The organism is Flavobacterium sp., assembly GCF_965262375.1.
Taxonomy (GTDB): domain Bacteria; phylum Bacteroidota; class Bacteroidia; order Flavobacteriales; family Flavobacteriaceae; genus Flavobacterium.
In genome coordinates this window covers 16,241-41,290 of record NZ_OZ253527.1, presented here as the reverse complement: position 1 = coordinate 41,290, position 25,050 = coordinate 16,241, and the positions used below count along the sequence as shown (strand labels likewise).

23 protein-coding genes are annotated in these 25,050 nt (G+C 34.8%); 8 read left to right on the top strand and 15 right to left on the bottom strand.

The annotated features are described in order from the left end of the window. Positions 1 to 59: 59 nt before the first annotated feature. Positions 60 to 1,013, bottom strand: coding sequence for a transketolase family protein (locus ACQY29_RS00185; RefSeq protein WP_428223284.1), 954 nt, complete (start codon positions 1,011 to 1,013; stop codon positions 60 to 62). 110 nt (positions 1,014 to 1,123) lie between these two features. Then, positions 1,124 to 1,969 carry a transketolase gene (locus ACQY29_RS00180; RefSeq protein WP_428223283.1) on the bottom strand — a complete coding sequence of 282 codons (846 nt, stop codon included), beginning with the start codon at positions 1,967 to 1,969 and terminating at the stop codon, positions 1,124 to 1,126. A 211-nt stretch (positions 1,970 to 2,180) separates the two neighbouring features. Here ACQY29_RS00180 and tgt point away from each other — a divergent pair, with 211 nt between their 5' ends. The 7 genes from tgt to dnaB all read left to right on the top strand — a co-directional run bounded on the left by tgt (position 2,181) and on the right by dnaB (position 10,254). Continuing rightward, positions 2,181 to 3,311 (top strand): tRNA guanosine(34) transglycosylase Tgt, encoded by a 1,131-nt coding sequence (gene tgt / locus ACQY29_RS00175; protein ID WP_428223282.1) that lies wholly within the window; start codon positions 2,181 to 2,183, stop codon positions 3,309 to 3,311. Positions 3,312 to 3,313: 2 nt separating this feature from the next. Next, positions 3,314 to 4,420: an LptF/LptG family permease gene (locus ACQY29_RS00170; RefSeq protein ID WP_428223281.1), complete on the top strand. Its 1,107-nt coding sequence runs from the start codon at positions 3,314 to 3,316 to the stop codon at positions 4,418 to 4,420. Beyond that, positions 4,407 to 5,294, top strand: coding sequence for a DMT family transporter (locus tag ACQY29_RS00165; RefSeq protein ID WP_428223280.1), 888 nt, complete (start codon positions 4,407 to 4,409; stop codon positions 5,292 to 5,294). The genes ACQY29_RS00170 and ACQY29_RS00165 overlap by 14 nt, the downstream gene beginning before the upstream one ends. Before the next feature lie 111 nt (positions 5,295 to 5,405). Next, complete coding sequence (locus ACQY29_RS00160) at positions 5,406 to 6,359, top strand: acetyl-CoA carboxylase carboxyltransferase subunit alpha (RefSeq protein WP_428223279.1); 954 nt, start codon at positions 5,406 to 5,408, stop codon at positions 6,357 to 6,359. A gap of 91 nt (positions 6,360 to 6,450) precedes the next feature. Continuing rightward, positions 6,451 to 6,708 carry a hypothetical protein gene (locus ACQY29_RS00155; protein ID WP_428223278.1) on the top strand — a complete coding sequence of 86 codons (258 nt, stop codon included), beginning with the start codon at positions 6,451 to 6,453 and terminating at the stop codon, positions 6,706 to 6,708. A gap of 9 nt (positions 6,709 to 6,717) precedes the next feature. Continuing rightward, positions 6,718 to 7,509, top strand: coding sequence for a DUF3667 domain-containing protein (locus ACQY29_RS00150; protein WP_428223277.1), 792 nt, complete (start codon positions 6,718 to 6,720; stop codon positions 7,507 to 7,509). A gap of 165 nt (positions 7,510 to 7,674) precedes the next feature. Beyond that, positions 7,675 to 10,254: a replicative DNA helicase gene (gene dnaB, locus ACQY29_RS00145; RefSeq protein WP_428223276.1), complete on the top strand. Its 2,580-nt coding sequence runs from the start codon at positions 7,675 to 7,677 to the stop codon at positions 10,252 to 10,254. 78 nt (positions 10,255 to 10,332) lie between these two features. Here the strand turns inward: dnaB and ACQY29_RS00140 are convergent, their stop codons facing one another. The 8 genes from ACQY29_RS00140 to ACQY29_RS00105 all read right to left on the bottom strand — a co-directional run bounded on the left by ACQY29_RS00140 (position 10,333) and on the right by ACQY29_RS00105 (position 18,693). After that, on the bottom strand, positions 10,333 to 11,310 hold the full coding sequence (locus ACQY29_RS00140; protein ID WP_428223275.1) for a T9SS type A sorting domain-containing protein: 978 nt from the start codon (positions 11,308 to 11,310) through the stop codon (positions 10,333 to 10,335). A 65-nt stretch (positions 11,311 to 11,375) separates the two neighbouring features. After that, on the bottom strand, positions 11,376 to 11,885 hold the full coding sequence (locus tag ACQY29_RS00135; protein ID WP_428223274.1) for a hypothetical protein: 510 nt from the start codon (positions 11,883 to 11,885) through the stop codon (positions 11,376 to 11,378). 77 nt (positions 11,886 to 11,962) lie between these two features. Continuing rightward, complete coding sequence (locus tag ACQY29_RS00130) at positions 11,963 to 13,846, bottom strand: T9SS type A sorting domain-containing protein (protein ID WP_428223273.1); 1,884 nt, start codon at positions 13,844 to 13,846, stop codon at positions 11,963 to 11,965. A 24-nt stretch (positions 13,847 to 13,870) separates the two neighbouring features. Beyond that, positions 13,871 to 14,812: a methionyl-tRNA formyltransferase gene (locus ACQY29_RS00125; protein ID WP_428223272.1), complete on the bottom strand. Its 942-nt coding sequence runs from the start codon at positions 14,810 to 14,812 to the stop codon at positions 13,871 to 13,873. Between the two features lies 1 nt (position 14,813). Then, positions 14,814 to 15,965, bottom strand: a complete 1,152-nt coding sequence (locus tag ACQY29_RS00120; RefSeq protein ID WP_428223271.1) for an ABC transporter substrate-binding protein — start codon at positions 15,963 to 15,965, stop codon at positions 14,814 to 14,816. A 51-nt stretch (positions 15,966 to 16,016) separates the two neighbouring features. Then, on the bottom strand, positions 16,017 to 16,568 hold the full coding sequence (locus ACQY29_RS00115; protein ID WP_428223270.1) for a phage tail protein: 552 nt from the start codon (positions 16,566 to 16,568) through the stop codon (positions 16,017 to 16,019). A 26-nt stretch (positions 16,569 to 16,594) separates the two neighbouring features. Further along, positions 16,595 to 17,146, bottom strand: a complete 552-nt coding sequence (locus tag ACQY29_RS00110) for a phage tail protein (protein ID WP_428223269.1) — start codon at positions 17,144 to 17,146, stop codon at positions 16,595 to 16,597. Between the two features lie 95 nt (positions 17,147 to 17,241). After that, entirely contained in the window at positions 17,242 to 18,693 is a 1,452-nt protein-coding gene (locus ACQY29_RS00105; RefSeq protein WP_428223268.1) for a T9SS type A sorting domain-containing protein, read from the bottom strand. A gap of 304 nt (positions 18,694 to 18,997) precedes the next feature. On the opposite strand from ACQY29_RS00105, the gene ACQY29_RS00100 reads away from it, so the two are divergent. Continuing rightward, positions 18,998 to 20,260 (top strand): asparagine synthetase B, encoded by a 1,263-nt coding sequence (locus ACQY29_RS00100; protein ID WP_428223267.1) that lies wholly within the window; start codon positions 18,998 to 19,000, stop codon positions 20,258 to 20,260. A gap of 19 nt (positions 20,261 to 20,279) precedes the next feature. On the opposite strand, the gene rlmF is transcribed toward ACQY29_RS00100, so the two are convergent. The 5 genes from rlmF to thrS all read right to left on the bottom strand — a co-directional run bounded on the left by rlmF (position 20,280) and on the right by thrS (position 24,623). Further along, a complete protein-coding gene (gene rlmF, locus ACQY29_RS00095) occupies positions 20,280 to 21,179 on the bottom strand; it encodes a 23S rRNA (adenine(1618)-N(6))-methyltransferase RlmF (RefSeq protein WP_428223266.1) in 900 nt (299 codons plus the stop codon). A gap of 97 nt (positions 21,180 to 21,276) precedes the next feature. After that, positions 21,277 to 21,621 (bottom strand): 50S ribosomal protein L20, encoded by a 345-nt coding sequence (rplT, locus tag ACQY29_RS00090; protein ID WP_060382510.1) that lies wholly within the window; start codon positions 21,619 to 21,621, stop codon positions 21,277 to 21,279. A 191-nt stretch (positions 21,622 to 21,812) separates the two neighbouring features. Further along, the gene (gene rpmI / locus ACQY29_RS00085; protein ID WP_428223265.1) at positions 21,813 to 22,010 is read right to left on the bottom strand and encodes a 50S ribosomal protein L35; all 198 of its coding nucleotides are present in this window, start codon (positions 22,008 to 22,010) and stop codon (positions 21,813 to 21,815) included. Positions 22,011 to 22,101: 91 nt separating this feature from the next. Continuing rightward, a complete protein-coding gene (gene infC / locus ACQY29_RS00080; RefSeq protein ID WP_428225851.1) occupies positions 22,102 to 22,659 on the bottom strand; it encodes a translation initiation factor IF-3 in 558 nt (185 codons plus the stop codon). A gap of 17 nt (positions 22,660 to 22,676) precedes the next feature. Continuing rightward, the gene (gene thrS, locus ACQY29_RS00075; RefSeq protein ID WP_428223264.1) at positions 22,677 to 24,623 is read right to left on the bottom strand and encodes a threonine--tRNA ligase; all 1,947 of its coding nucleotides are present in this window, start codon (positions 24,621 to 24,623) and stop codon (positions 22,677 to 22,679) included. Positions 24,624 to 25,050 lie beyond the last annotated feature (427 nt).

Below are 25,050 nucleotides of genomic sequence, written 5' to 3'. Positions count from 1 at the left end.
TTATGATACAAAAAAATCCGAGTTTTAGCTCGGATTTTTTTATAGGGTATTTTTTTTGGCTATTTTCTCTTTAGAACCGCTTCAACAGCTTCTATAATTGCAGGAGCATTTAATTTGTATTTCTCCATCAATTGTTCTGGAGTTCCAGATTCTCCAAATGAATCTTTAACAGCTACAAATTCCTGTGGTTTTGGGTTGTTCAACGCTAAAACTCTAGAAACACTTTCACCTAAACCGCCTAACATATTGTGTTCCTCCGCAGTTACCACACAACCTGTTTTAGCTACCGATTTTAAAATAGCTTCCTCATCTAAAGGTTTAATAGTGTGGATGTTGATTACTTCTGCAGAGATTCCTTTAGCTTCTAATTGTTCAGCAGCTTGTAAGGCTTCCCAAACTAAATGACCTGTAGCGACGATAGTTACATCAGTCCCCTCGTTTAATAATACTGCTTTACCAATTACAAAAGGTTCATCAGCAGGAGTGAAGTTAGGAACTACAGGACGACCAAAACGTAAATAAGCAGGACCATGATGGTCGGCTAAAGCAATAGTTGCAGCTTTTGTTTGGTTGTAATCACACGTATTGATTACCGTCATACCGGGTAACATTTTCATTAATCCAATATCTTCCAAGATTTGGTGTGTAGCACCATCTTCTCCTAAAGTTAAACCTGCGTGTGAAGCACAAATTTTCACGTTTTTATCAGAATAAGCAACCGATTGACGGATTTGGTCATACACGCGACCTGTTGAGAAATTAGCAAAAGTTCCCGTAAAAGGAATTTTACCTCCAATTGTTAAACCTGCAGCTATCCCTATCATATTGGCTTCTGCAATTCCTATTTGGAAGAAACGCTCAGGGTGATTTTTTTTAAAATCATCAAATTTTAACGAGCCAATTAAGTCTGCACATAAGGCTACTACATTTTCGTTTTTTTGCCCTAATTCGGTCATACCTGCACCAAAACCAGAACGTGTATCTTTACTACCTTGATTTGTATATTTTTTCATATGCCTCCCCTAATCCCTCCAAAAGAGGGGAATTCCTATTAGGGGTAAATAGGATTTATAATTATAATGTGTGTTTACTAAGCTTTAATTTTTCCATTGGAGAATGGGGCTTAATAATCACCTAATGTTTCTGCATTTTGAGCTAAACCTGTAGCTAATTGCTCATCGTTAGGCGCTTTTCCGTGCCATGCGTGGGTATGCATCATAAAATCAACACCATTACCCATTACGGTATGTAATAAAACGCAAATAGGTTTACCTTTACCCGTTAAAGCTTTAGCTTCTTCCATACCAGCGATAACCGCTTCTATGTTGTTTCCGTCTTTAATTTCAAGAACTTGCCAGTCAAAAGCTTCAAATTTAGCTTTTAAGTTACCTAAAGATAAAACATCATCCGTAGAACCGTCAATTTGCTGACCGTTATAATCTATCGTAGCAATCAAGTTGTCTACTTTTTTAGCAGAAGCATACATGATAGCTTCCCAGTTTTGACCTTCTTGCAATTCTCCGTCACCACATAAAGTATACACTAAGTGGTTGTCGTTGTTCAACTTTTTGGCTTGCGCAGCACCAATGGCTACAGATAAACCTTGTCCTAAAGAACCAGATGCCATACGCACTCCAGGTAATCCCTCGTGTGTAGTTGGGTGACCTTGTAAACGAGAGTTTAATTTTCTAAAAGTTGCCAATTCAGACACAGGAAAATAGCCACTTCTTGCTAAAACACTGTAAAAAACAGGTGAAATATGACCGTTTGATAAGAAGAATACATCTTCTTCTATACCGTCCATGTCAAATCCTGGTTTTCTATTCATTAAGTGTTGGTAAAGTACTGTGAAAAATTCAGCACAGCCTAAAGAACCACCTGGGTGTCCAGAGTTTACAGCATGTACCATGCGAAGAATATCCCTTCTAACTTGTGTTGTAAAATTGTTTAGTTGTTGAATGTCAGACATTTTAAACGGGTTTTTATTAAACGGGGTCAAAATTACTTTATATTTTTTCGAATGCCAAGTTTAAAGAATTAAAAATTACCCTCTAAAAGTTAAAAATGGAATGATATTATTTTTTTTCGTTAAAAGAATTCTAAATTCTAAAATCTAAATTCTAATATCTGAATGCAATCGGTTATCTTTGCCTTTTTAAATTTTTGGAAGAAAAGTTATTATGAAGTTTGATTTATTACATACCGACCCACAAACACAGGCAAGAGCGGGTAAAATTACAACTGACCACGGGGTGATTGAGACGCCTATTTTTATGCCAGTAGGAACTGTTGCTTCTGTAAAAGGAGTGCACCAACGCGAGTTGAAAAACGATATTAATCCAGATATTATTTTAGGTAACACCTATCATTTGTACTTACGTCCACAAACACCTATTTTAGAACAAGCAGGTGGTTTGCATAAGTTTATGAATTGGGACAGAAACATTTTAACCGATTCTGGTGGATATCAGGTGTATTCTTTATCTTCAAATAGAAAGATTAAAGAAGAAGGGGTGAAGTTTAAATCGCATATTGATGGTTCTTATCATTTCTTTTCACCAGAAAGTGTTATGGAAATTCAACGTACTATTGGTGCGGATATCATCATGGCATTTGACGAATGTACTCCTTATCCATGCGATTATCGTTATGCAAAACGCAGTATGCACATGACCCACCGTTGGTTAGACAGATGTATTACACATTTAGAAAAAGTACCATTCAAATACGATTATTCACAAGCATTTTTCCCAATTGTACAAGGAAGTGTCTATAAAGATTTGCGTGCGCAATCAGCGGAGTATATTGCTAATGCAGGTGCTGTAGGTAATGCCATCGGAGGTTTATCAGTTGGCGAGCCTGCGGAAGAAATGTATGCAATGACTGAAGTGGTAACCGCTATTTTGCCAAAAGATAAACCTAGGTATTTAATGGGAGTAGGTACTCCTGTAAATATTTTAGAGAATATTGCTTTAGGTATTGATATGTTTGACTGTGTAATGCCTACGCGTAATGCACGTAACGGAATGCTGTTTACGGCTAACGGAGTTATCAATATCAAAAACAGAAAATGGGCGGATGATTTTTCTCCTATTGATGAAATGGGACATACTTTTGTCGATACAGAATATACTAAAGCCTATTTGCGTCACTTATTTGCTGCCGATGAATATTTAGGAAAGCAAATTGCTACAATTCATAACTTAGGATTTTATATGTGGTTGGTGCGTGAAGCTCGAACAAGGATCCTTGCAGGTGATTTCCGCGAGTGGAAAGAAAGAATGGTTAAACAAATGAGCCAACGTTTATAAAAATGTTCAAACAATTTTCGTCTAAACTAACGTTAATAGATAAATACATACTAAAAAGGTATATGGTAACCTTTTTTAGTATGTTATTACTTTTTATTCCTATTGGAATTACAATTGATGTTTCGGAAAAAATTAATAAAATTTTAGAAAACAAAGTGCCTTTTTCAAAGGTGTTTTTTTATTATATCGATTTTGTAATTTATTTTGCGAATCTTTTGTTTCCAATTTTTCTATTTTTATCAATTATCTGGTTTACTTCCAAATTAGCTAATAATACTGAGATCGTTGCTATTTTGAGTTCTGGTATTTCATTTCAGCGTTTTTTACGTCCATATATAGTTGGGGCAACTTTGGTGTGTTTATTTGCTATGGTAATGGGATTTTATTTAGTGCCAAAATCAAGCGACGGTTTTAGGAGTTTTAGGTATTTGTATCTAATTGGAGGGGGAAGAGAAGAAATGCGTCAAACCAATGATGTGTATAGACAAATCAGTGAAAAAGAATTTGTTTATGTGAGTAATCTTAATGTGGAGGCACAATCAGCTTATAACTTTGTTTACGAAAAATTTGAAAAGGATAGTTTGGTTTCAAAAATCACAGCAAGTTCAATTACTTATAATGAGAAGACTAAAGATTATACATTGTCTAATTATAATAAGCGAGAAATTGGTGTTTTGAATGATAAAATTGAATCTGATATTTCAAAAAGAATGAAATTTAACTTTGAAATTGAAGAACTTACTCCTGTTGTTTATATTGCGGAAACATTACTACCTGGTGAACTTAATGCGTTTATTGAAAAAGAAATGCTTAGAGGTTCATCAAATATAAATACGTATTTGGTTGTTAAATACAAAAAATGGAGTGTACCCGTTTCGGCTTTTATATTGACTATTATTGCAGTTGCAGTGTCATCTATGAAAAGAAGAGGTGGTATGGGGGTTAATTTAGCTATAGGTATAGGAGTGGCTTTTAGTTATGTTTTTTTAGACAAAATCTTTGGAACTTTGGCCGAAAAATCAACTTTTTCGCCTTTGTTAGCGGTTTGGATTCCTAATATAGTTTTTGGAATTTTAGCCTACTATTTATTACAAAATGCTAAACGATAAAAATATAAGTAGTTATCTACATTTACACCTCATTGTTTTTATTTGGGGGTTTACCGCTGTATTGGGCGCATTGATTTCTTTAGATGCCCTTCCGTTAGTATGGTATCGTATGGCCATGGCTACCGTTTTTATAGGAGGTTATATTTACATAGCTAAAATTGACGTAAAAGTACCACCGCTAGTTTTAGTTAAGTTTTTAGTAGCTGGATTGATTATCGCTTTACATTGGTACACTTTTTTTGAAGCTATAAAAGTATCCAATGTTTCGGTTACGTTAGCCTGTTTGTCTACTGGTGCTTTTTTTACCTCAATTTTAGAACCTATTTTTTTTAAAAGAAGAGTCATTCCGTATGAAGTAATACTAGGAATAGTAGTAATTGCAGGTTTGTACATGATATTCAAAATAGATGTAAAATATGTACACGGAATTATATTAGCACTCACTTCTGCTTTTCTTTCGGCTTCTTTTTCAATTATTAATGGTAAACTAGCTAAAGAGCATAACTCTTCGGTGATATCTTTTTATGAATTAATTGGAGGCGTGTTATTCTTTTCCATTTTTATGGCATTTAAAGGGACTTTTACAACAGATTTTTTCAAATTATCTTGGAACGATTTACTTTGGATGAGTTTACTAAGTTCCATTTGTACAGCCTATGCATTTATTGCTTCGGTACAAGTCATGAAATACATAAGTCCGTACACTGTTATGCTCACTATTAACCTAGAACCTATTTATGGAATTATATTAGCCTTATTGGTTTTTGGTGAAAAAGAAAAGATGGATGGGCAATTTTATATAGGCGCTTTAGTGATTTTAGGAACCGTAATTGCTAATGTTTTACTGAAAAATAAATTCAAAACAAAAGAATAAGTGTTTAGTTTTTAACGAAATAAGCTTTAAGAAGAACTTTAAGTTAAATATTGCTTTAAAACTCCATTGAAAATTTTATCTTTGTTCGCACAAATTAGAAAATAAAATCTTATGGAATATTTAGATTTTGAATTGCCAATTAAGGAATTAGAAGAGCAAATTGAAAAATGTCAAGTAATAGGCGAAGATACACAAGTTGATGTATCGGCAACTTGCGAGCAATTGACTCAAAAATTAGAAGAAACTAAAAAACATATATACGAGAATTTAACGGCATGGCAACGTGTACAAATGTCTCGTCATCCAAATCGTCCGTATACCTTAGAGCATATCGAAAATTTAACGGAAGGAACTTTTTTAGAACTTTTTGGTGATCGTGGTTTTAAAGATGATAAAGCGATGGTTGGTGGTTTAGGAAAAATCAACGGACAATCGTTTATGATAATCGGTCAGCAAAAAGGGATTAATACAAAAATGCGTCAGTTACGTAATTTTGGTATGGCTAATCCAGAAGGTTACCGTAAAGCTTTACGTTTAATGCGTATGGCTGAAAAATTCAACATTCCTGTACTAACTCTAGTAGATACTCCGGGTGCCTACCCAGGTTTAGAAGCGGAAGAAAGAGGTCAAGGAGAGGCGATTGCAAGAAATATTTTCGAAATGATTCGTTTGAAAGTACCTATCATCACCGTAATTATTGGTGAAGGTGCTTCAGGAGGTGCATTAGGAATAGGTGTTGGTAACAAAGTGTATATGATGGAAAACACTTGGTACTCTGTTATTTCACCTGAATCTTGCTCGTCAATTTTATGGAGAAGCTGGGAGCACAAAGAAAAAGCGGCTGAAGCGTTGAAACTAACAGCGAAGGATATGAAGGAAAACGAATTAATCGACGAAATCATTCCAGAACCACTAGGAGGTGCACATAGAGATAAACCTACAGCGTTCCAAAATGTAAAAGACTATGTTATGAAAGCCTTCAATGAATTAAAAGGGTTAACGTCTGAACAATTAATAGAGCAACGTATGGATAAATACAGCAAAATGGGACACTACCAGGAATAGGGCTAACCAAAATATAATATTTAAAATCCGAAGTTTTTTTAGCTTCGGATTTTTTTTATTTTTACGAAAAATTTTACATCTAAATAAACAAATGGAAAAGGAAAATTTACAATCGCTTTCGATTACCGAATTAGAAAAAAAGAAAAAAACAATCGGAGTTGTTAGTGCAATCTTAATAGGAATGTTATTAACATTGCTTGGATTAGATATATTATTAATTATTAAAAAAGGTTTTTCAGGACTTTCAGTAGCTTTATGCACAGTTCCTTTTACATTATTACCTATCTTGTTAATTATGTTTAGTCAAAAAGCTGCCATTGAAAAAGAATTAAAATCACGTGCTAATTAATTTTTAAAAATGGAAAATTGTCAAAATTGCAATGATGCGATTGCAGTGAATTTCTGTGCTAGTTGCGGTCAAAAAAAAATCAAACGCATTGATAAAAAATATATTTGGGATGAACTCCAATATACTTTTATTCATACCAATAAAGGTTTTTTGTATTCCATTAAAAACATTCTAAGAAATCCTGGAAAAACCGCCAGAGAATTCATAGATGGTAATCGGGTAAATCATTATAAACCTATTAATTTATTATTCCTTTTAGTGGCTTTTGGTACATTTATCTCAACTAAGCTTATTGGATTTGATAAAATCATGAAAAAAAATTATACCGAAATGGGTATAAATACCAAAGTTCAGGAAGGGATTATGACTTATATCATGTCCTACCCTCAAATCATGATGGTTTTAATGATACCCTTTTGCGCTTTATTAACACGAATTGTTTTTAGGAAGTGGGGGAATAATTTTTATGAACATGTGGTTATCAACACATTCATGCTTAATTTTTATTCTCTAATCAACCTAATTCTGCTTTATCCCATTTTATATTTGTTACGCAACGATGCGCCAAGTACTGTATTTGGAATAATGAATTTGACCTATCTTTTTCTTCCTTTTATGTTTTATTTCTTTTTTAAAGAGTTTTATCCAAATGAAACAAGAAAGCGAATTATTATAAAAGTGAGTCAGTTAATTCTATTATCAATTGTAAGTTTCTTTTTACTTATCATTTTATTAGTCTTTTTAGGATTATTTATAGCCATGCTATGGAAACCTGAAGTAATTCAAGCCATAAAAAAATAAGATATAACAAAAAAATAAACCTACTAAAGCAATATAATTCATAAGTTGATTTAGTAGGTTTTTTTTGCGTTATTAACAATCAATGACTTTTTTTCAACAAAAGTTTTTGAAAGTTTGACTCTTGTTTGTGTCGTGTTTTTCTGTTTTTCGATTTACCTTTGCCCTATGGAGAATTTGAAAAATATCAACCCGGTAAAAGTAGATAAAACTACGATTATAAACCTTGAAAAAGGAAAGCTTCCGCCACAAGCACTCGATTTAGAAGAGGCTGTTTTAGGAGCGATGATGATTGATAAAAAGGGGGTTGACGAGGTTATTGACATTCTGCAACCTGATGCTTTTTACAAAGATGCGCACAAATATATTTTTGATGCCATCGTGACACTTTTCAACGATTCACAGCCCATAGACTTATTAACTGTTTCAGCCCAATTGAAAAAAATGGGAAAACTGGATGTTTCTGGTGGTGATTTTTACTTAATTCAGTTGACCCAAAAAGTGTCCTCTTCGGCACATATTGAGTTTCACTCGCGTATTATTTTACAGAAATTTATTCAACGTAGTTTGATTAAAATTTCTTCTGAAATCATTGAAGAAGCGTATGATGAAACGACGGATGTTTTTGAATTATTAGATAGTTCCGAAGCAAAATTTTACGAAGTAACCCAAGGAAATATTAAAAGAAGTTCCGAAACAGCGCAAAGTTTAGTTATCCAAGCAAAAAAACGTATCGAACAAATTGCGGGTAAAGAAGGATTGAGTGGTATTCCTACAGGATTTCATGCCTTAGATAAGGTAACCTCAGGATGGCAACCTTCCGATTTAATCATTATTGCAGCTCGTCCGGGTATGGGGAAATGCCTTGGCAAAGGAACTAAGGTTTTGATGTTTGATGGGACTTTGAAAAAAGTAGAAGATGTTGTTACTGGTGATTTGCTCATGGGTGATGATTCTACTGCCAGAAAAGTACTTTCAATTGCGCGAGGTCAAGAAAAAATGTATTGGATTCATCAGAATAAAGCAAATTCTTACAGAGTAAATGAAAGTCATATTCTTTCTTTGAAAAGAAGTAGAAATGAAGGAAACCATAAAAAAGGTGATGTTCTAAATATAACCGTCAAAGATTATCTAGAAAAATCAGATAAATTCAAATCCAATTATAAGGGATATAAAGTTGATGTTGAATTTGAAGAAAAAAATCTTGCTTTAGAACCATATTATTTGGGGCTTTGGTTAGGTGATGGACATTCATATAGTCAAAGAATTACTAATACAGATGTTGAAGTAATTGCTTATTTAGAAGATTATGCCTCACACCTTCATAGTGAGTTAGTAGTGTATGAACAAGCAGAACGAACCAATAATTACAGTATTGTTAAAAGAGATAAAGCATGTTTAGAAGAATTTGAGATTAATGTCCAAACGGAATTGAGAAAACTCAATCTTTTGAAAAATAAGCATATTCCTACGGATTATTTAATCAATTCTAAGGCTAATAGATTACAACTTTTAGCAGGACTTATTGATGCGGATGGTTATTATGCATCTGAATACAATTGTTTTGAAATTGTTCAAAAAGACCAAGAATTAATAAAACAAATTAAGTTTTTATGTGATACACTAGGTTTTAGAACCTCTTTAAAATCTAAAAAGGCAACGATAAAAACTTCAGGTTTTGAAAGCATTGTATATCGATTGCGAATTTTTGGTAATTTAGATAGTATTCCAACTAAGATTGAACGAAAACAAGCTCGACCTTGGAGCTCAACTATTGATTGGAAAGTCACAGGTATTAAGGTTGAGTTCGATAAAGTAGATGATTATTTTGGTTTTGAAATTGACGGAAATCGTTTGTTTTTATTGGAGGATTGTACCGTGACACATAATACTGCATTCGTATTATCCATGGCACGTAACATGGCCATTCAGTTCAACAGTGGTGTAGCGGTATTCTCGTTGGAGATGTCCTCAGTACAGTTGATTACCCGTTTGATTTCGTCTGAAACAGGATTGTCTTCAGAGAAGTTGCGTACTGGTAAACTAGAAAAACACGAATGGGAACAGCTATCGGTGAAAGTGAAAGATTTAGAAAAAGCTCCACTTTTTATTGACGATACCCCTTCCTTGTCGATTTTTGACTTGCGTGCTAAAGCGCGTCGTTTGAAATCGCAATATGATATTAAAATTATAGTTATTGACTATCTTCAGTTGATGACCGCGGGAGGAAATGCTAAAGGCGGTGGTGGTAACCGTGAGCAGGAAATTTCAACCATTTCACGTAACTTAAAAGCGTTGGCAAAAGAATTAGATGTACCCGTTATTGCGCTTTCGCAGTTATCCCGTGCGGTGGAAACTCGTGGTTCTAGTAAGCGTCCGCTATTATCTGACCTTCGTGAATCGGGTGCGATTGAGCAGGATGCGGATATTGTATCGTTTATTTACCGTCCGGAATATTACAAAATTGAAGAGTGGGATGATGATGAACGTTCACCTACACAAGGACAAGGGGAATTTATTATTGCAAAACACCGTAATGGTAGCTTAGAAAACATTCGATTGAAATTCTTAGGACATTTAGGTAAGTTTGATAACTTGGATGAATTCACTAGCGAATTTGACGATTTGCCTTCTAAAATGAATTTAGATGACACGAATCCATTCATGACACCGAATCTACCTACACCTAATGAAGCTTTTGGTAGCAATATGAATAGTTATGATGATGATAGTGATGTCCCTTTTTAATGAAAATAGGGTTTAAATAAAAAAGCAACTTTCCTATTTTTAGGGAAGTTGCTTTTTTTTAGTTCTAACTATTGAAAATTAATTTTCAATTACAATTTTCTTGGTATTGATAGTTGTTCCATTATCACCTTTAATAAAGTAAATGCCTTTAGTTAAATTAGAAACATCGATGGTGTTTTCCAAGTTGGCTTCAGTATGGAAGGATTTAACCGTTTGACCTAATTGATTTACGATGTTAAAATCACCTGCTATTTCTGTTTGAATTTTAAAAGAATTTTCAGCAGGATTTGGGTAAACAGAAATTTGTTTTGCACTTTCAAATGTTTCGTCGCTTAAATAATTTTCAAATAAACGGAAATTATCAACTGCCCATTCCTCATTACCCGCATTAGAATAAACTCTCAATCGTAAATCAAGTGTGTTTCCAGATCCAGGTATAATTTTTTCAAATGATGTTAAAGTTGTATTTAAAACAGTCCCTTCACCTATATTATCACCACTAGTTTCAAGGGCTAAAGATTTGTTGTTATTGCCTGGTGTTCCATTTCCGTTATTGGCAAAAAAGCGTAGTAATTCAGTATAAGCTCCAGTTCCATTAAAACGATATTCGACAATAATATAATCATTATGTGAAAAAGTAAATGCAGTAGATTCAAAAGCGGCATTGGTATTATTAGCAGCAAAAAGTCCTCTGAATCCTAAATTGATTTTACCACTAACATTAATTCCAGTCCAATCAATTTGTTGTTCTTCTGTACCTGCAGCAGTTGCGCCAGTAAGTCCATCATGATCTTCGCCAGCCCAAAATTTTGCTCCTTCTACACCAACATAACCTGCACCCGAAAAAATCGTTTGAATGCCTGCATTGTTGGTTCTAACAAAATAAGCCGTCATAGGATTTCCCGTACCACCGTTGTTTTCCGCTACACGCGTGCCTGCTGACGGTGCGTTAGTATCCTCAAACGTGTCGCTCCAAATAACCGTATTGCTTTGTGCTTGGGTTTGAAAATAATTTAGGGCTAATACTAGTAAAGTGTATGTAATTTTTCTTTTCATAATGTATTTGGTTAATTAGTTTATATTTAAATTTACGAATAGATAATCCATTGGTATAGTAAGAATTATCGAATTAATCTGAAATCGAAATTAGATAGGATTTCCTGATTCTCGGTATTATTTTGTGGACAATGCATTGGGTTGAAATTTTTGTTATAATTCCATTCCTCACTGTGTAAATGACATCCTGTAGTAGATAAATTTATAAAACTCGAATAAGTTTTGTATCCAGGTGCTTCTATAGTCACTTCTAACATTTTACTTAATTTTCGGCTTGTAGAAAATCCAGTAATTATGCTATAAACTCCTGCAGGGGTTGCTATTTCTCGAGTAGTTTTAAATAATCGGTTAGTTTTAGCTTTAACAGTCATTTTACAGCCGTTTATAGGGAGTAAAGTGGTAGCGTCAATGATATTTCCTGCTAGAGTAATTTTTTTGTCAATAGGATTAATTGGCGTTAAATCAATAACTGTAGTGTCTTCTGTTGTATTTTTTGCCCAAAGGGAACTTCCTGAAAAAGCCATTAATCCCATCGAAAAAATACTCGTGTTCTTAACAAATAGTCTTCTGCTCATCTTTTTTTGTTTTTTAGAATTGACAGTTTTTAGATTCACATCGGACTAAAAACTGTCAATTGAGAGATTAATCAAAATTATTTTTTTATAACAAGTTTTTGAGTGATCAACTGGGTATCTTTAGTTCCCTTTACAAAGTAAAGTCCCTCTGCTAAAAAGGTTAAATTGATACTTTGTAAATCATTTGCAGTCACTTTAAATGTCTTTACGGTTTGCCCCAATTGGTTGATTACTTCTAAATCGCCATCAAAATTAGATTGGATCATAAGTTCTCCATTGTTAGGATTTGGATACATTGTAAACGAACGATTTGTGTCAAATGCAGCATTGCTTAAGGTCGCATCTAACAAACGTATATTGTCCATTGCCCATTCCTCGTTGTTTGCATTGGTGTGTGCCCTTACTCTCAAGTCCAAAGTGTTTCCAGTAGAAGGAATACTTTTTTCAAAATCTTGAAAAGTTGTATTTAGGATAGTGCCATTACCTATATTATCATTATCAGTGTCTAAGGCTAATGATCTGTTATTAATGCCTGATGTAATACCATTGTTACTGTAAAAACTTAATAAAGGGAGATAACTACCGCCGTCAATTCTATATTCAAATAGGATATAATCGGTATGAGTACTACCAAAATTTATATTGTCAAAAGCAGCGGATGTATTATTGGCTGCAAAATGCCCTTTGAATGTTAAGCCCGTTTTACCAGCAATATTGATGCCTGTCCAGTCTATTTGCTGTTCTTCAGTACCTGCTAATGGAGCTCCTGTTAAGTCATCATGGTTTTCGCCTGCCCAAAATTTATTTCCTTGAGGTAATAAAAAACCACCACTTGCAGAAGAAACGATATCGATTCCAGCATTATCTGTTCTTACAAAAAAGGAAGTATAGGGTGAGCCTGTCCCGCTATTATTTTCAGCCAGTCGTATACCTGCTGATGGAGATCCAGTATCCTCAAAAGTATCATTCCAAAAAGAGGGTGTTGGAGTAGGAACATAAGTAACTACAGCATTTCCAGTCATCATGGCCTTACATTGTCCTGCTGCTCTAATACCTTCTACAGTATAGGTTCCAGCAACTGACAAATTCCCAAATGAAATTGCTGCTCCTGTTCCAGCAATTGGTAACCCAATATTAGTAGTACCATTTTTAAGTTGATAATTTACTCCTACTTCAGAGTTCGCTAAGCCTACAGCTACAGCAGCACCGCTCCCTCCGCCTGTAACAGTATAGGCAATTGGAGAAGTACAGCTTAAGCCTTCTTGTAGTCTGAAATTATCAATTGCCCATTCTTCACTGCCACCGTTTGAGTATACTCGGATTCTTAGGGCTAAAGTAGACCCTGTTGTAGGGATTGCTTTTTCAAAAGCTTGAAATGTTCTGTTCAGAATAGTTCCGTCTCCTATGTTGTCATTATTAGTATCTAGGGCTAACGATTTATTGTTATCTCCTAAATTAATTAAATTGTTTGAATAAAACTTTAATAACGGGGTATAAGCTCCTCCGTCAATGCTGTATTCTATAATCAAATAATCTGTGTGTGAGGATCCTAATAAGGTATTCTCAAAAGCTGCCGTAGTATTGTTTGCTGCAAAAAGCCCAATAAATGAAAGATTAGTTTTGCCAGCTATATTGATTCCTGTCCAATCAATCTGTTGTTCTTCTGCACCTGCAACTATAGCCCCAGTTATTTCATCGTGATTTTCCCCAGCCCAGAATTTTGAACCTTCTCCAGCTAAAAAACCTCCAGTTAAAGAGTTTACAGTGCTAATGCCTGTATTGTTTATTCTAGCAAAGTAGGAAGTATACGGTGTACCAGTGCCTGTGTTGTTCTCCGGTGTGCGTACGCCACTCGTAGGAGCATTACTATCTTCAAAAGTATCGCTCCAAAAAACTTGTGCTTGCCCTGTGAAAATACTTAGGACAAGGAAGAAAAAGGATAATGTAATTTTCTTTCTCATTTTTTAGTTTTTTAAGATTAGTATTTATAAACTAGCACAAATTAGTGTGTCTAGTTTTTTCAATTTAATATAGTTTTCAGCTGTCATAATACCTTCACTACAACTGAGAATTTTGACAGCGATGATTTCATTGTCTGCACAACTTATTTTAATCAAATTGTGTTCAGAAATTGGTAATATAGTGCCTTCATTTAGCTCATTGTGTAATTCTTCAATTTTTTCAGCAGCAATGATTTTAATCTGTTCTCCTAATACAATTGCTTCAGCACCAGTATTCCATGGGTTACAAGCATTAATGAGAGCAATAATTTCAGAGGCATTCATGGTATTCCAGTGAATAAAGGTGTCGCTTAAAGTGGGTTTTTCGTAATAACAAGCTTCTGTCTCATCTTGTACTGTGCTGGGTATTTTAGAAGCATAATCCAGCATATGAGCAACATTAATTACTATTTGCCCCATGCGATTGTTCATTTTGGTTGCTAAACTTCCGAAAGTTTCATTTTTAGCAATCTGAATTTGGTCATTAAAAATAACATTACCTTGGTCAAATGCTTGATTCATAAAATGAGCACAAATCGCTGTATTTTTTTCTTGGTTTTTTAATACTTCAAAAATAGGCATTGCCCCGCGATACCTCGGTAATGGACCTGTGTGGAAATTGATGAATTTTTCAGTTCCATAATTTAAAACTTCTTGAGGAATTAAATAAGGGAAGGCAATCGAAAAAATATGATCTGGTTGCACTTCATTTAGCCATTCCAGCATTCTTTTGACCGAAGTTTTAGTAGGGAAAGATTTGAACGGAATTTCATTATTAATGCATTCTTTTTCTAAGCCTTCTACATAAAAGGGATCACCTTTACCGATACCGATACCACATAAGTATTTTTCATATCCCAATGCATGTATGGATTTGAAAGCAAATTCGCCTCCACAAAGGACTAATATTTTCTTTTTTGTTTCCATACTATATGCATACATAACTGTTATACCAAGCTGAAGTGACTCCTTCTAATTCCTGTTGATGCATTTTCTCGAATTCAGTTAGTGTTGCTTCTATTGCAGATTGTATTTGAAGTGCACATCTTTCATTTTCATCAGCTATTATAGTTACTTCATAAAGCGGAGCTAAAGTATAATTGTACTGGTCATAAAAGGTGATTTTACCTCTTGGACTATCAAATTCAAAATGGTTTAATGCGCTTATAACTTGTTGGATGTTATCAGAATGTGTTTCTAAAAGGTTAATGATTTGATTTAGTAAAACAGTAACTTCCCATCCTAAAAGTGAAAATAAATTAGGTTTTTTTCCTGTTTGGTTTAAGGCATCTTTAAACGCCTTGTTTTCTTCGTTATCTAATAGATGCGACCAAGAAGCAATACCGTAAATGTTTTTACTAGGACAAATGGTTTCGTGCAGCATGGTTTCTTCTAATCCAAAAGGAGTAAGAAATATAGGAAGGTTTTTATTAGGAAAGAGTTGATTGATTTTTTCAAAATACCACTGCACATAATCACCACTAAACAAAGAGAGTAATGCTACATTAGGGTGGTTGATTAAGTGTTCTTTCAATGGTTCCATGGAAAAATCTTCCTGCTTGTATCCAGTAGCATGATTAAAACTTATAGTACCTCCAGAATTTGTAAAACTTTTAGATAAACTATAGGTTTGAAGATAGCCACCATCATAGTATCCCGTAATCATAGCTCCCGTATGATACCCTTTTTTTGTAGCTAGTTGTGCAGCTAAGCTTGCACCCAAAGCATTGTGAAGTGAGTGATAGATGATATTTGGACAAATCGGCCATTCCTGAGGAAGATTAGCACCCGCATCTAAAACAATCAAAATTTTATTTGTTGCTAATAATAATGGGCGAAGTAATTCGGCAGTGCGGTGCCCTATATAAGCTACTAGAATATCTACTTCTTCATCCAATATTAATTTTTCAGCAGCTCTATAGGATTGTTGTTTATCAGCACCAAAACCAATGTTCTCAGTAATGATTTTTAAGTTTTCTAGATCTAATCGTTTTAAATTAGATTTCAAACCTTGAAAAATATCATAACCAATTCCAAAATAATAAGTGGATTTAGGGAGTAATAGTCCTACTTTTTTCATTTTTATCTAAAAATTTATAGGCAACTTTTAGAAGAAGTTGCCTATATAGGGTTAATTGCGTGAGGGGAAAATCCCTTCAGTGGCAATTGAATAATTGATAACTAAATACGGGTTTTGAACTGAAAACGGTTGGTTACCACCTGCTAGAGCAGTACTTCCTGAAACTACGGGGGCACCTAAAGATGCAGTAGCTGAAGCTTGTGGGCCAAAAGTATCCGAAGTGTCATTACCTATATAAGAGTTTGTAGCATTCGAATCTTCACTTTTTGCTGTAACAGGAATTCTAACGTTGATACCCGTTGCAGCGTGATTGTGTATGGGTAAATTGGGTAATGTTAAGGTTGCAGTAGTCGAACCACCCATTTGACCAAAATCAAAAAAAGTTAATCCTGCACCTTGACCTTGTCCAATTGGCACACGTCCTCTAAGGTCAGGGATTCCAAAAGTGACTTGACCATCACCACCATACATAGTGCCTAATAAGGCAAAAAGGGCTGAATTTTCAGCAATTGACATAAGCTGTCCTTGACAAAGCACATAGCCAATCGGAGCAAAATTGAATCCTAATATTTTTACTTCTCCAAGAAAAGGTGTTGTTGACATAGTTTTTAGATTAAAAAATGGAACAATTAGTTTCTTGAAGGGAAAATACCTACTAAAGCAATCGAATAATTCATCGCTAAATACGGATTTTGAACTGAAAAAGGTTGACTTCCACCAGCAGGGGCCGTTGCTCCTGATACAACTGGCGATCCTAAAGAAGCCGTTTGCGAAGGTGATGGACCAAAGGTGTCTGAAGTAGCATTACCAATGTAATTGTTGGTCGCATTAGATTCTTCACTAGCTGCAGTAACAGGAATACGTACATTGATACCAGTTGCAGCGTGATTGTGAGCAGGCATGTTTGGTGTTGTTAAGGTTACGTTCGGAAAGCCGCTTTTTTCACCCATCGTGAAGTTATTTAACCCTGGGCCTTGACCTTGACCTATTGGCATACGACCTTGTAAATCTGGCAATGCAAAGGTGGTTTGTCCATTGCCTCCATACATTGTACCTAATAAGGAAAATAATGCTGTGTTTTGAGCGATAGACATGATTTGCCCTTGGCAAAATGCATATCCTCTAGGTGCAAAATTAAATCCTAAAATTTTAATTTCACCAATAAATGGTTCTGTTGACATGATGTTTTGTTTTAGTTGAGAGGTCTAAGGTATCTATTTTTTTTGTTAAAAAGGGTGCTTTTTTTAAAAAAATGTAGAAAAAATTCTACAAAAAATTAATATGTAATCATCAATTTTCTTGAAAATTGTTTGTCGTCATCAGTTGTTAAATGAATAAAATATACACCCCTGTTAAGGTTGTCTAATTTTAGTTCAGTCGTTTTATCTTTTTCTATAGTAAAAGTAGCAATTGTTTGCCCAATACTATTTATTAAACAGCCTTTGGTATTTAATGGACTTTCGATTTTAATAAAATTTTCTGCTGGATTTGGATATATGTTGATGAACTTAGCATTGTCAAAATCGGTATTTGATAAAGTAATGCTTTTGCATTCCGAATCAATTTCACAAGGTCCTTTGGTTATTCTTACTTTGTATTGTCCTAAGAGATCGGTTGGAGTATAACTTTGACTGTTTGCTCCTGAAATTAAAGTCTCTACGCCGTCACATCTAAACCATTGATAATTAGCGTTTGATTCAACGGCTGTAAACGTATTGCCATTTAAATCGACAGTATTGTCAGGAGTAGGATTAACAGTGATGTAGATATTTTGAATATCTTTAATGCCATTTACATCAAAACTAGTAACGGTATAGGTTGTAATTTCGTCTGCATTGGTATTGTTAGTTAAGCTACCAGAAATAGGAAAAGGGATGCTGCCTGATATTTGATCTCCAGCATTTGTTGAACCTGTTATATTTGAAACATTGTTTCGGCTCCAGTATCCATATGTTCCTGTATTATAAAGGACTTTTCCAAAAAAACCTCTTAATTGATTGTCAGTTTGGAACAGTCCTGTCGCACGAACTCTATGTGTTACCGTAATATCCGCATTAGAAATGGGGGTAGCTGAATTAGCGGCTGATCTATATGCTAAACGAAATCCATTAGCATCTGTATTATTACAGGATATATAAAAACCAACAGATCCTCCTGCAGGTATCGTAAAACCATTGTCGTTAAAAAAGGTTTCCAAAACATATGCCGCTGATGCCGCACTTGCGGGTAAGTCAAAATTATAAGTACCAATCAAGCTCCATGCAGCACTATTCGTATAATTACCTACAGCTGTATTTGCGCTTGTCGTTTTATAGAATGCAAAAGGGACAATTGTGTTGGTGGCAGTAATTATATTTGTGACTGTTGCAAATTGCATTCCGTTTATTCTAAGCGGTACAGTTCCGGAATTGGTTATATCAAAAAAAATACCATTATTGATGACGTTTGCAAAAGCACCTCCAACCCCACTTATGCAATCTAGTTTACTAGTATCATTAATGTTAGGGTTCGCTGTAATGTTAGTGATTGCTTGACCAGTACATATAGTTTGTGTACTGGGAGTTAAAGTAGGTGCTTTTTTTGAAAGCGTGTTTAAGATTTTTGTGTTAGCATCATAAATAGTAATTGGTTTGATGTTATTGCCTAGGTTTACACGGTATTCTACTTGAGCTTGCATTATCCAATTAGTAATGACGATCAATATCAGGGTGATTTTTTTGGTGTTCATAGGACTATCTTTTTGGTATTCAGTAGTTAATTTACAGTAATTCTTATTATTCTTGCAATTTAATCGATGACCTACTTTTTTATTTGATGAAATGTTTATTAAGTATGAAGGATATAACTTAAATTTGGTATATAATTTGTCTGTGGATAATGAAAAAAGTTTTTAGTTTGCAGTGTATAAAAAACTTTTGGTTAAGATTATTAATAATTAAGAATGTTTTAAAAACCTTCAAATTGTTTCAAAGTTTTTTTGATTTAGAAATAGCTACTTATTCTTGTTCGTTACGAATTAAAAGATTGCATTTATGAAATTTTTATATATAATAATATTCTTATTGTTTGTGATTCCAATTTTTGGAAATTCGATTTTGTTGCCTATGGACGAAGCTTCCCAAAAAAATCATTTAAAAGCGTATGGGGTAACCTATTGGGCATTGGATAAAGGGTATAAGGGGAATTGGTTGTTAAATTATAGAGGCGGTTCTTTCTTGTTGCCTGATGTGTCTGAAATACGTAAAGAATGTCAAATTCGAGGGGTAAGTTTTGAAGTGCTTTCTGATGTTGAAACACAACAAATTCTAGCTGAAATTGCTGCTCCTTCTCAAAATATGGAGTCGGTTAGTTTAGAGAAAGCGCCAAAAGTAGCGGTATATTCGCCCCCTGGTAAACAACCTTGGGATGATGCGGTTACGATGGTATTAACGTATGCCGAAATTCCATTTAAAGTAGTGTATGATGAAGAGGTGTTGTCAGACCAATTAGTGCTTTATGATTGGCTGCATTTGCATCACGAAGATTTTACAGGGCAATATGGCAAATTTTACGGTGCGTATCGCGCTATGCCTTGGTATATTGAGCAGAAAAAAGATGCAGAAAACTTAGCATCCAAATTAGGTTTTGATAAAGTTTCTAAAGAAAAATTAGCGGTCGCGCAGAAAATAAGAGATTTTGTGATAGGCGGCGGTTTTATGTTTGCAATGTGCTCGGCTACTGATAGTTTTGATATTGCTTTGTCCGCTGAAGGGGTAGATATTTGCGAAGCCATGTTTGACGGGGATCCTAGCGAGGCGAATTATCAATCACGTGTTGATTATTCGAAAACCTTCGCATTCAAAGATTATATTTTAGAGCGTCGTCCAGAGAAATATGAATTTTCTACTATTGATATGACGGAGAAAAGAAATGGGATGATTCCTTTTGAAAAGGATTATTTCACCTTGGCAGAGTATTCGGCAAAATGGGATGTGATTCCAAGTATGCTTTGTCAAAATCATACCAGTTTGGTAAAAGGCTTTATGGGGCAAACCACCGCCTTTGACAGAAGTTTGATTAAATCAAATGTATTGGTTATGGGTGAATGTCAATTGAATGGTGAAGCACGTTATATACATGCTCAAAAAGGAAAAGGGTTCTTTACTTTTTATGGAGGACATGACCCAGAAGATTACCAGCATAGAGTGGGAGATGAGCATACAGATTTGAATCTACATCCCAATTCCCCTGGCTATCGATTGATTTTGAATAATATTTTATTTCCTGCGGCTAAAAAGAAGCACCAGAAGACGTAAAGAGGTTCGATTTTTAAGTTTATAAAAACCTCCAAACCAATATTCGACTCACTTTATTACCTTGTTCCATTTCAACAAGTTCATAATTGGCTTGTACTTTTTTCAAAACGGTAAACAGCGGTTTCAGGTTTTCTTTTTTAGAAACCAAGGTAGTGAAATATTTGACTTGTGTTCTAAAATGAACACTTTCGTAAATCATATTGGTGATAAAGGTTTTTTCGCCACCTTCGCACCATAATTCATTATTCTGTCCACCAAAGTTTAAAACTGGTTTACCTTCAATGGTTTTGCCTAAATTTTTCAATTTACGAGTGGTTCCTTTGGTAGCTTCTTCTCTTGAATTATGAAAAGGAGGGTTGCACAACACAGCATCAAATTTCTCATTCGGTTGCATGATGTTTCTGAAAATATTACGTTTACTTTCTTGTAAACGAATACTGATGGCATTGGTCAGCTTGTTTTCTTGAATGATTTTTTCCGCAGTAACTTTGGCTGGTTTGTCAATTTCAGTTCCTACAAATGTCCAACCATAGATTTGATGCCCTAATATCGGATAGATGCAATTTGCACCAGTTCCGATATCTAAGATTTTAATCCCGCTTCCCGTAGGCAAAGTGCCGTTAATTCCTTTAGCGATGATGTCTGCTAAGTGATGGATATAATCAGCTCGTCCTGGAATAGGTGGACATAAATTGGTTTTAGGTAATTCGTAATAATCAATTTGGTAAAAATGTTTGAGTAAAGCTTTGTTTAAAGCCCTTACGGCATCTGGATGTGCAAAGTCAATACTTTGATTGCCAAATTTATTGATTCCTACATATTTTTCTAACTCAGGAGCAACAGTTATTAAAGCATTGAAATCATAGTTCTGATTGTGCTTGTTGCGAGGGTGTAAACTTTTTTTCTGTTGGTTTTCCATTGGATATAGCTAAATAATGAAGGGTAAGGAATTAAAAAAATCCCGATTTTTTAGAATCGGGATTTTAATAAAGTAAGTTAAATATTGTTAAACGTTATTATTTTACTTTGTTAAGAATAGCTTTGAAAGCTTCTGGGTGATTCATCGCTAAGTCAGCTAAAACCTTACGGTTTAACTCGATGTTGTTAGCTTTTACTTTACCCATGAACTGAGAGTAAGACATTCCTTCTAATCTTGCACCAGCGTTGATACGCATAATCCATAAAGAACGGAAGTTTCTCTTTTTAGCTTTACGGTCTCTGTAAGCATATAACATTGCTTTTTCAACCGCATTCTTAGCAACTGTCCAAACGTTTTTTCTTCTACCAAAGAAACCTTTGGCTTGCTTCATTATTTTTTTTCTTCTTGCTCTTTTAGCAACTGAATTTACTGATCTAGGCATAATTTTTAATTTTTTGAAGTAAGGCGGCTTTCGCTCTTTTGAATATTCAGAATTCTAATTTCAAAATTCTAACTTTAATTCGCCCACCCCAGGGTTATTTTAATTGTTTTAACCTGTTAATCTAGGCAAAAATCTAAGGCAATGGACTTAAGTTGTAAAACTAATGACTATTGCTTTCGACTAATGTCGTATTAGATTAATCTTAATTGTTCTTTAACACTTTTCTCATCCGCTTTGTGTACTAAAGCAGAGTGAGTTAACGCTAATTTACGTTTTTTAGACTTTTTAGTCAAAATGTGACTTTTAAAAGCGTGTTTTCTCTTAATTTTTCCAGAGCCAGTAACTTTGAAACGTTTCTTAGCGCTAGATTTAGTTTTCATTTTAGGCATAATTTCCCAAATTTATTTAGATTTAACTTACTTTTATTTTAATAATAGATTATGACTAATGACTATTTACGGGTCACTTATCACTTGGTATCTATTTTGCTTTCTTTTTTGGAGAAATAAACATAATCATACGTTTACCTTCCAATACTGGCATTGCTTCAACTTTTCCTACTTCTTCTAAGTCCTGAGCTAATCTTAATAATAAGATTTGACCTTGTTCTTTATAGATGATAGAACGACCTTTGAAGAATACGAATGCTTTTAATTTTGAGCCTTCTTTAAGGAATTTTTCAGCATTTTTCTTTTTAAATTCGTAATCATGCTCATCAGTTTGAGGACCAAAACGAATTTCTTTTATAGTAATTTGAGTCGATTTTGCTTTTAGCTCTTTCTCACGTCTTTTTTGTTCGTATAAGAACTTTTTATAGTCCATAATCTTACAAACGGGAGGTTCAGCATTTGGTGAAATCTCTACTAAATCCAATTCAAATTCGTCAGCCATGCGTAAAGCCTCTGAAGTTTTATATACTCCAGGTTCTACATTTTCGCCTACTAGACGAACTTCGGGCACACGAATGTTGTTGTTAATTCTGTGTGCGTCTTTCTTTTCTACGCGAGGTTGATAACCTCTGTTGTTTCTGATTGCGATAACCTTAATTTTTTTAGTTAAACAACAAATGGTTTTAATGATTGTGAAACTTCATCATTCACCATTTTTATAAATTCTTCTATACTTACAGTAATATTTCCTTTTCCTTCCTGTCCGTGTCTACGTACAGATACTGTTCCGTTTTTCTCTTCTTCTTCGCCTACAATCAACATGAACGGGAACTTCTTAACTTCTGCTTCACGAATTTTCTTACCTATAGTCTCGTTTCGGTTGTCAATTAGGGCGCGAATTTCGTGATTTTCTAGCAATTCTGAAACTTTTTTCGCATAATTTTCATATTTCTCACTCAAACTTAGGATAATAGCCTGTTCTGGCATTAGCCATAGTGGGAAATTTCCTGCCGTATGCTCTAGTAAAATAGCAATAAAGCGCTCCATAGAACCAAATGGTGCTCTGTGAATCATTACAGGTCTATGTAGTTCGTTGTCAGAACCTTTGTAAGTCAAATCAAAACGCTCTGGTAAGTTGTAATCCACCTGAATAGTTCCTAATTGCCAACTTCTTCCTAAGGCATCCTTAACCATAAAGTCAAGTTTAGGTCCGTAGAAAGCAGCTTCACCATATTCAACCACGGTGTTTAAGCCTTTTTCTTTTGCTGCATTGATAATGGCGCTTTCAGCTTTCTCCCAGTTTTCATCTGAACCAATGTATTTTTCTGGTTTTTCAGGGTCTCTTAATGAAATTTGAGCCGTAAAGTTCTCAAAGCCTAACGAACCAAATACATATAATACTAGGTCGATTACGTTTTTAAACTCTTGGTCTAATTGGTCTGGAGTACAGAATAAGTGTGCATCATCTTGAGTAAATCCTCTCACACGGGTTAAACCGTGTAATTCGCCTGATTGTTCGTAACGATATACAGTACCAAATTCAGCGTAACGTTTTGGTAAATCTTTGTATGACCAAGGTTTTGCGTTGTAAATTTCACAGTGGTGCGGACAGTTCATTGGTTTTAATAAAAACTCTTCGCCTTCTGCAGGTGTATGTATCGGTTGAAAACTGTCTGCTCCGTATTTCGCATAGTGACCAGAAGTAACATACAATTCTTTCTGTCCAATATGAGGTGAAACTACTTGTTCGTAACCAGCTTTCTTTTGAGCTTTCTTTAAAAATTGCTCTAAACGGTCACGTAAGGCAGCTCCTTTTGGTAACCATAAAGGTAAACCTTGGCCTACACGTTGTGAAAAATGGAACAATTCTAATTCTTTCCCTAGTTTTCTGTGGTCACGGCGCTTAGCTTCTTCTAATAAAGCTAAATAATCAGTCAAGTCTTTTTGTTTAGGGAACGAAATACCGTAAACACGAGTTAACTGTTTGTTTTTTTCGTCACCTCTCCAGTAAGCACCAGCTACCGAAAGAATTTTCATAGCTTTAATGATTCCTGTGTTCGGAATATGTCCCCCACGACATAAATCGGTAAAAGTCGCGTGGTCACAAAAAGTGATAGTACCATCTTCAAGATTTTCAATCAATTCAGTTTTGAATTCATTGTCTTTATATAATGCTAAAGCTTCAGCTTTAGTAACACTACGCATTTTAAATTCGTGCTTCTCTCGTGAGATTTCTAACACACGGTCTTCAATTTTTTTGAAATCAGCGTCGGTAATTTTATGTTCACCAAAATCAACGTCGTAATAGAACCCCTTCTCTATGGCAGGGCCTATAGTTAATTTGATACCTGGGTAAAGCTCCTCTAAAGCCTGAGCCATCACGTGTGAAGTCGAATGCCAAAAAGCTTTTTTTCCTTCCACGTTATCCCAAGTAAATAAAGTTAAGTTACCGTCGGTAGTCAATTCGGTAACCGTCTCAACGGTCGTCCCGTTAAAGCTTGCCGAAATAACATTGCGCGCCAAACCTTCACTAATCGATTTAGCCACGTCCATAGGAGTCATGCCACTTACGTACTCTCTAATCGAACCGTCTGGTAAAGTAATCTTAATCATATTAAAAATTTAAGACCGCAAATATATAAGTTTAAAAAAACACATACAATATATATAGGTGTAAAATGCTTAAGTTCTTTTTCTTTATCTTGTATTGCATCTTTTAGGTTTGATTTTATTTGTTCTTGTGAAGACGTTTCGTGGTTGTTAGGTAGTATTGTCTACTGCGACTACTCACTGCTCACTGATAACTGAACACTGAATACTGACCATTAATTATAGCGTTCCTCCGCAAGCTCCGGTCGGGCTGTCCGCTGTATCTGCCGTCTGGCTATATAAGATTTCGGTTTCAAAAGAACCTTCTCAGCCATCCGTCAGGATGCCGCTTCCATCCCTAACGCAAGTATTCGTTGGTTGAAAGTACCCCGTTCTATTACATATATTATATATAGGAGCGTTTTTTTTAAAATTTGTGTTCCTATGTGTT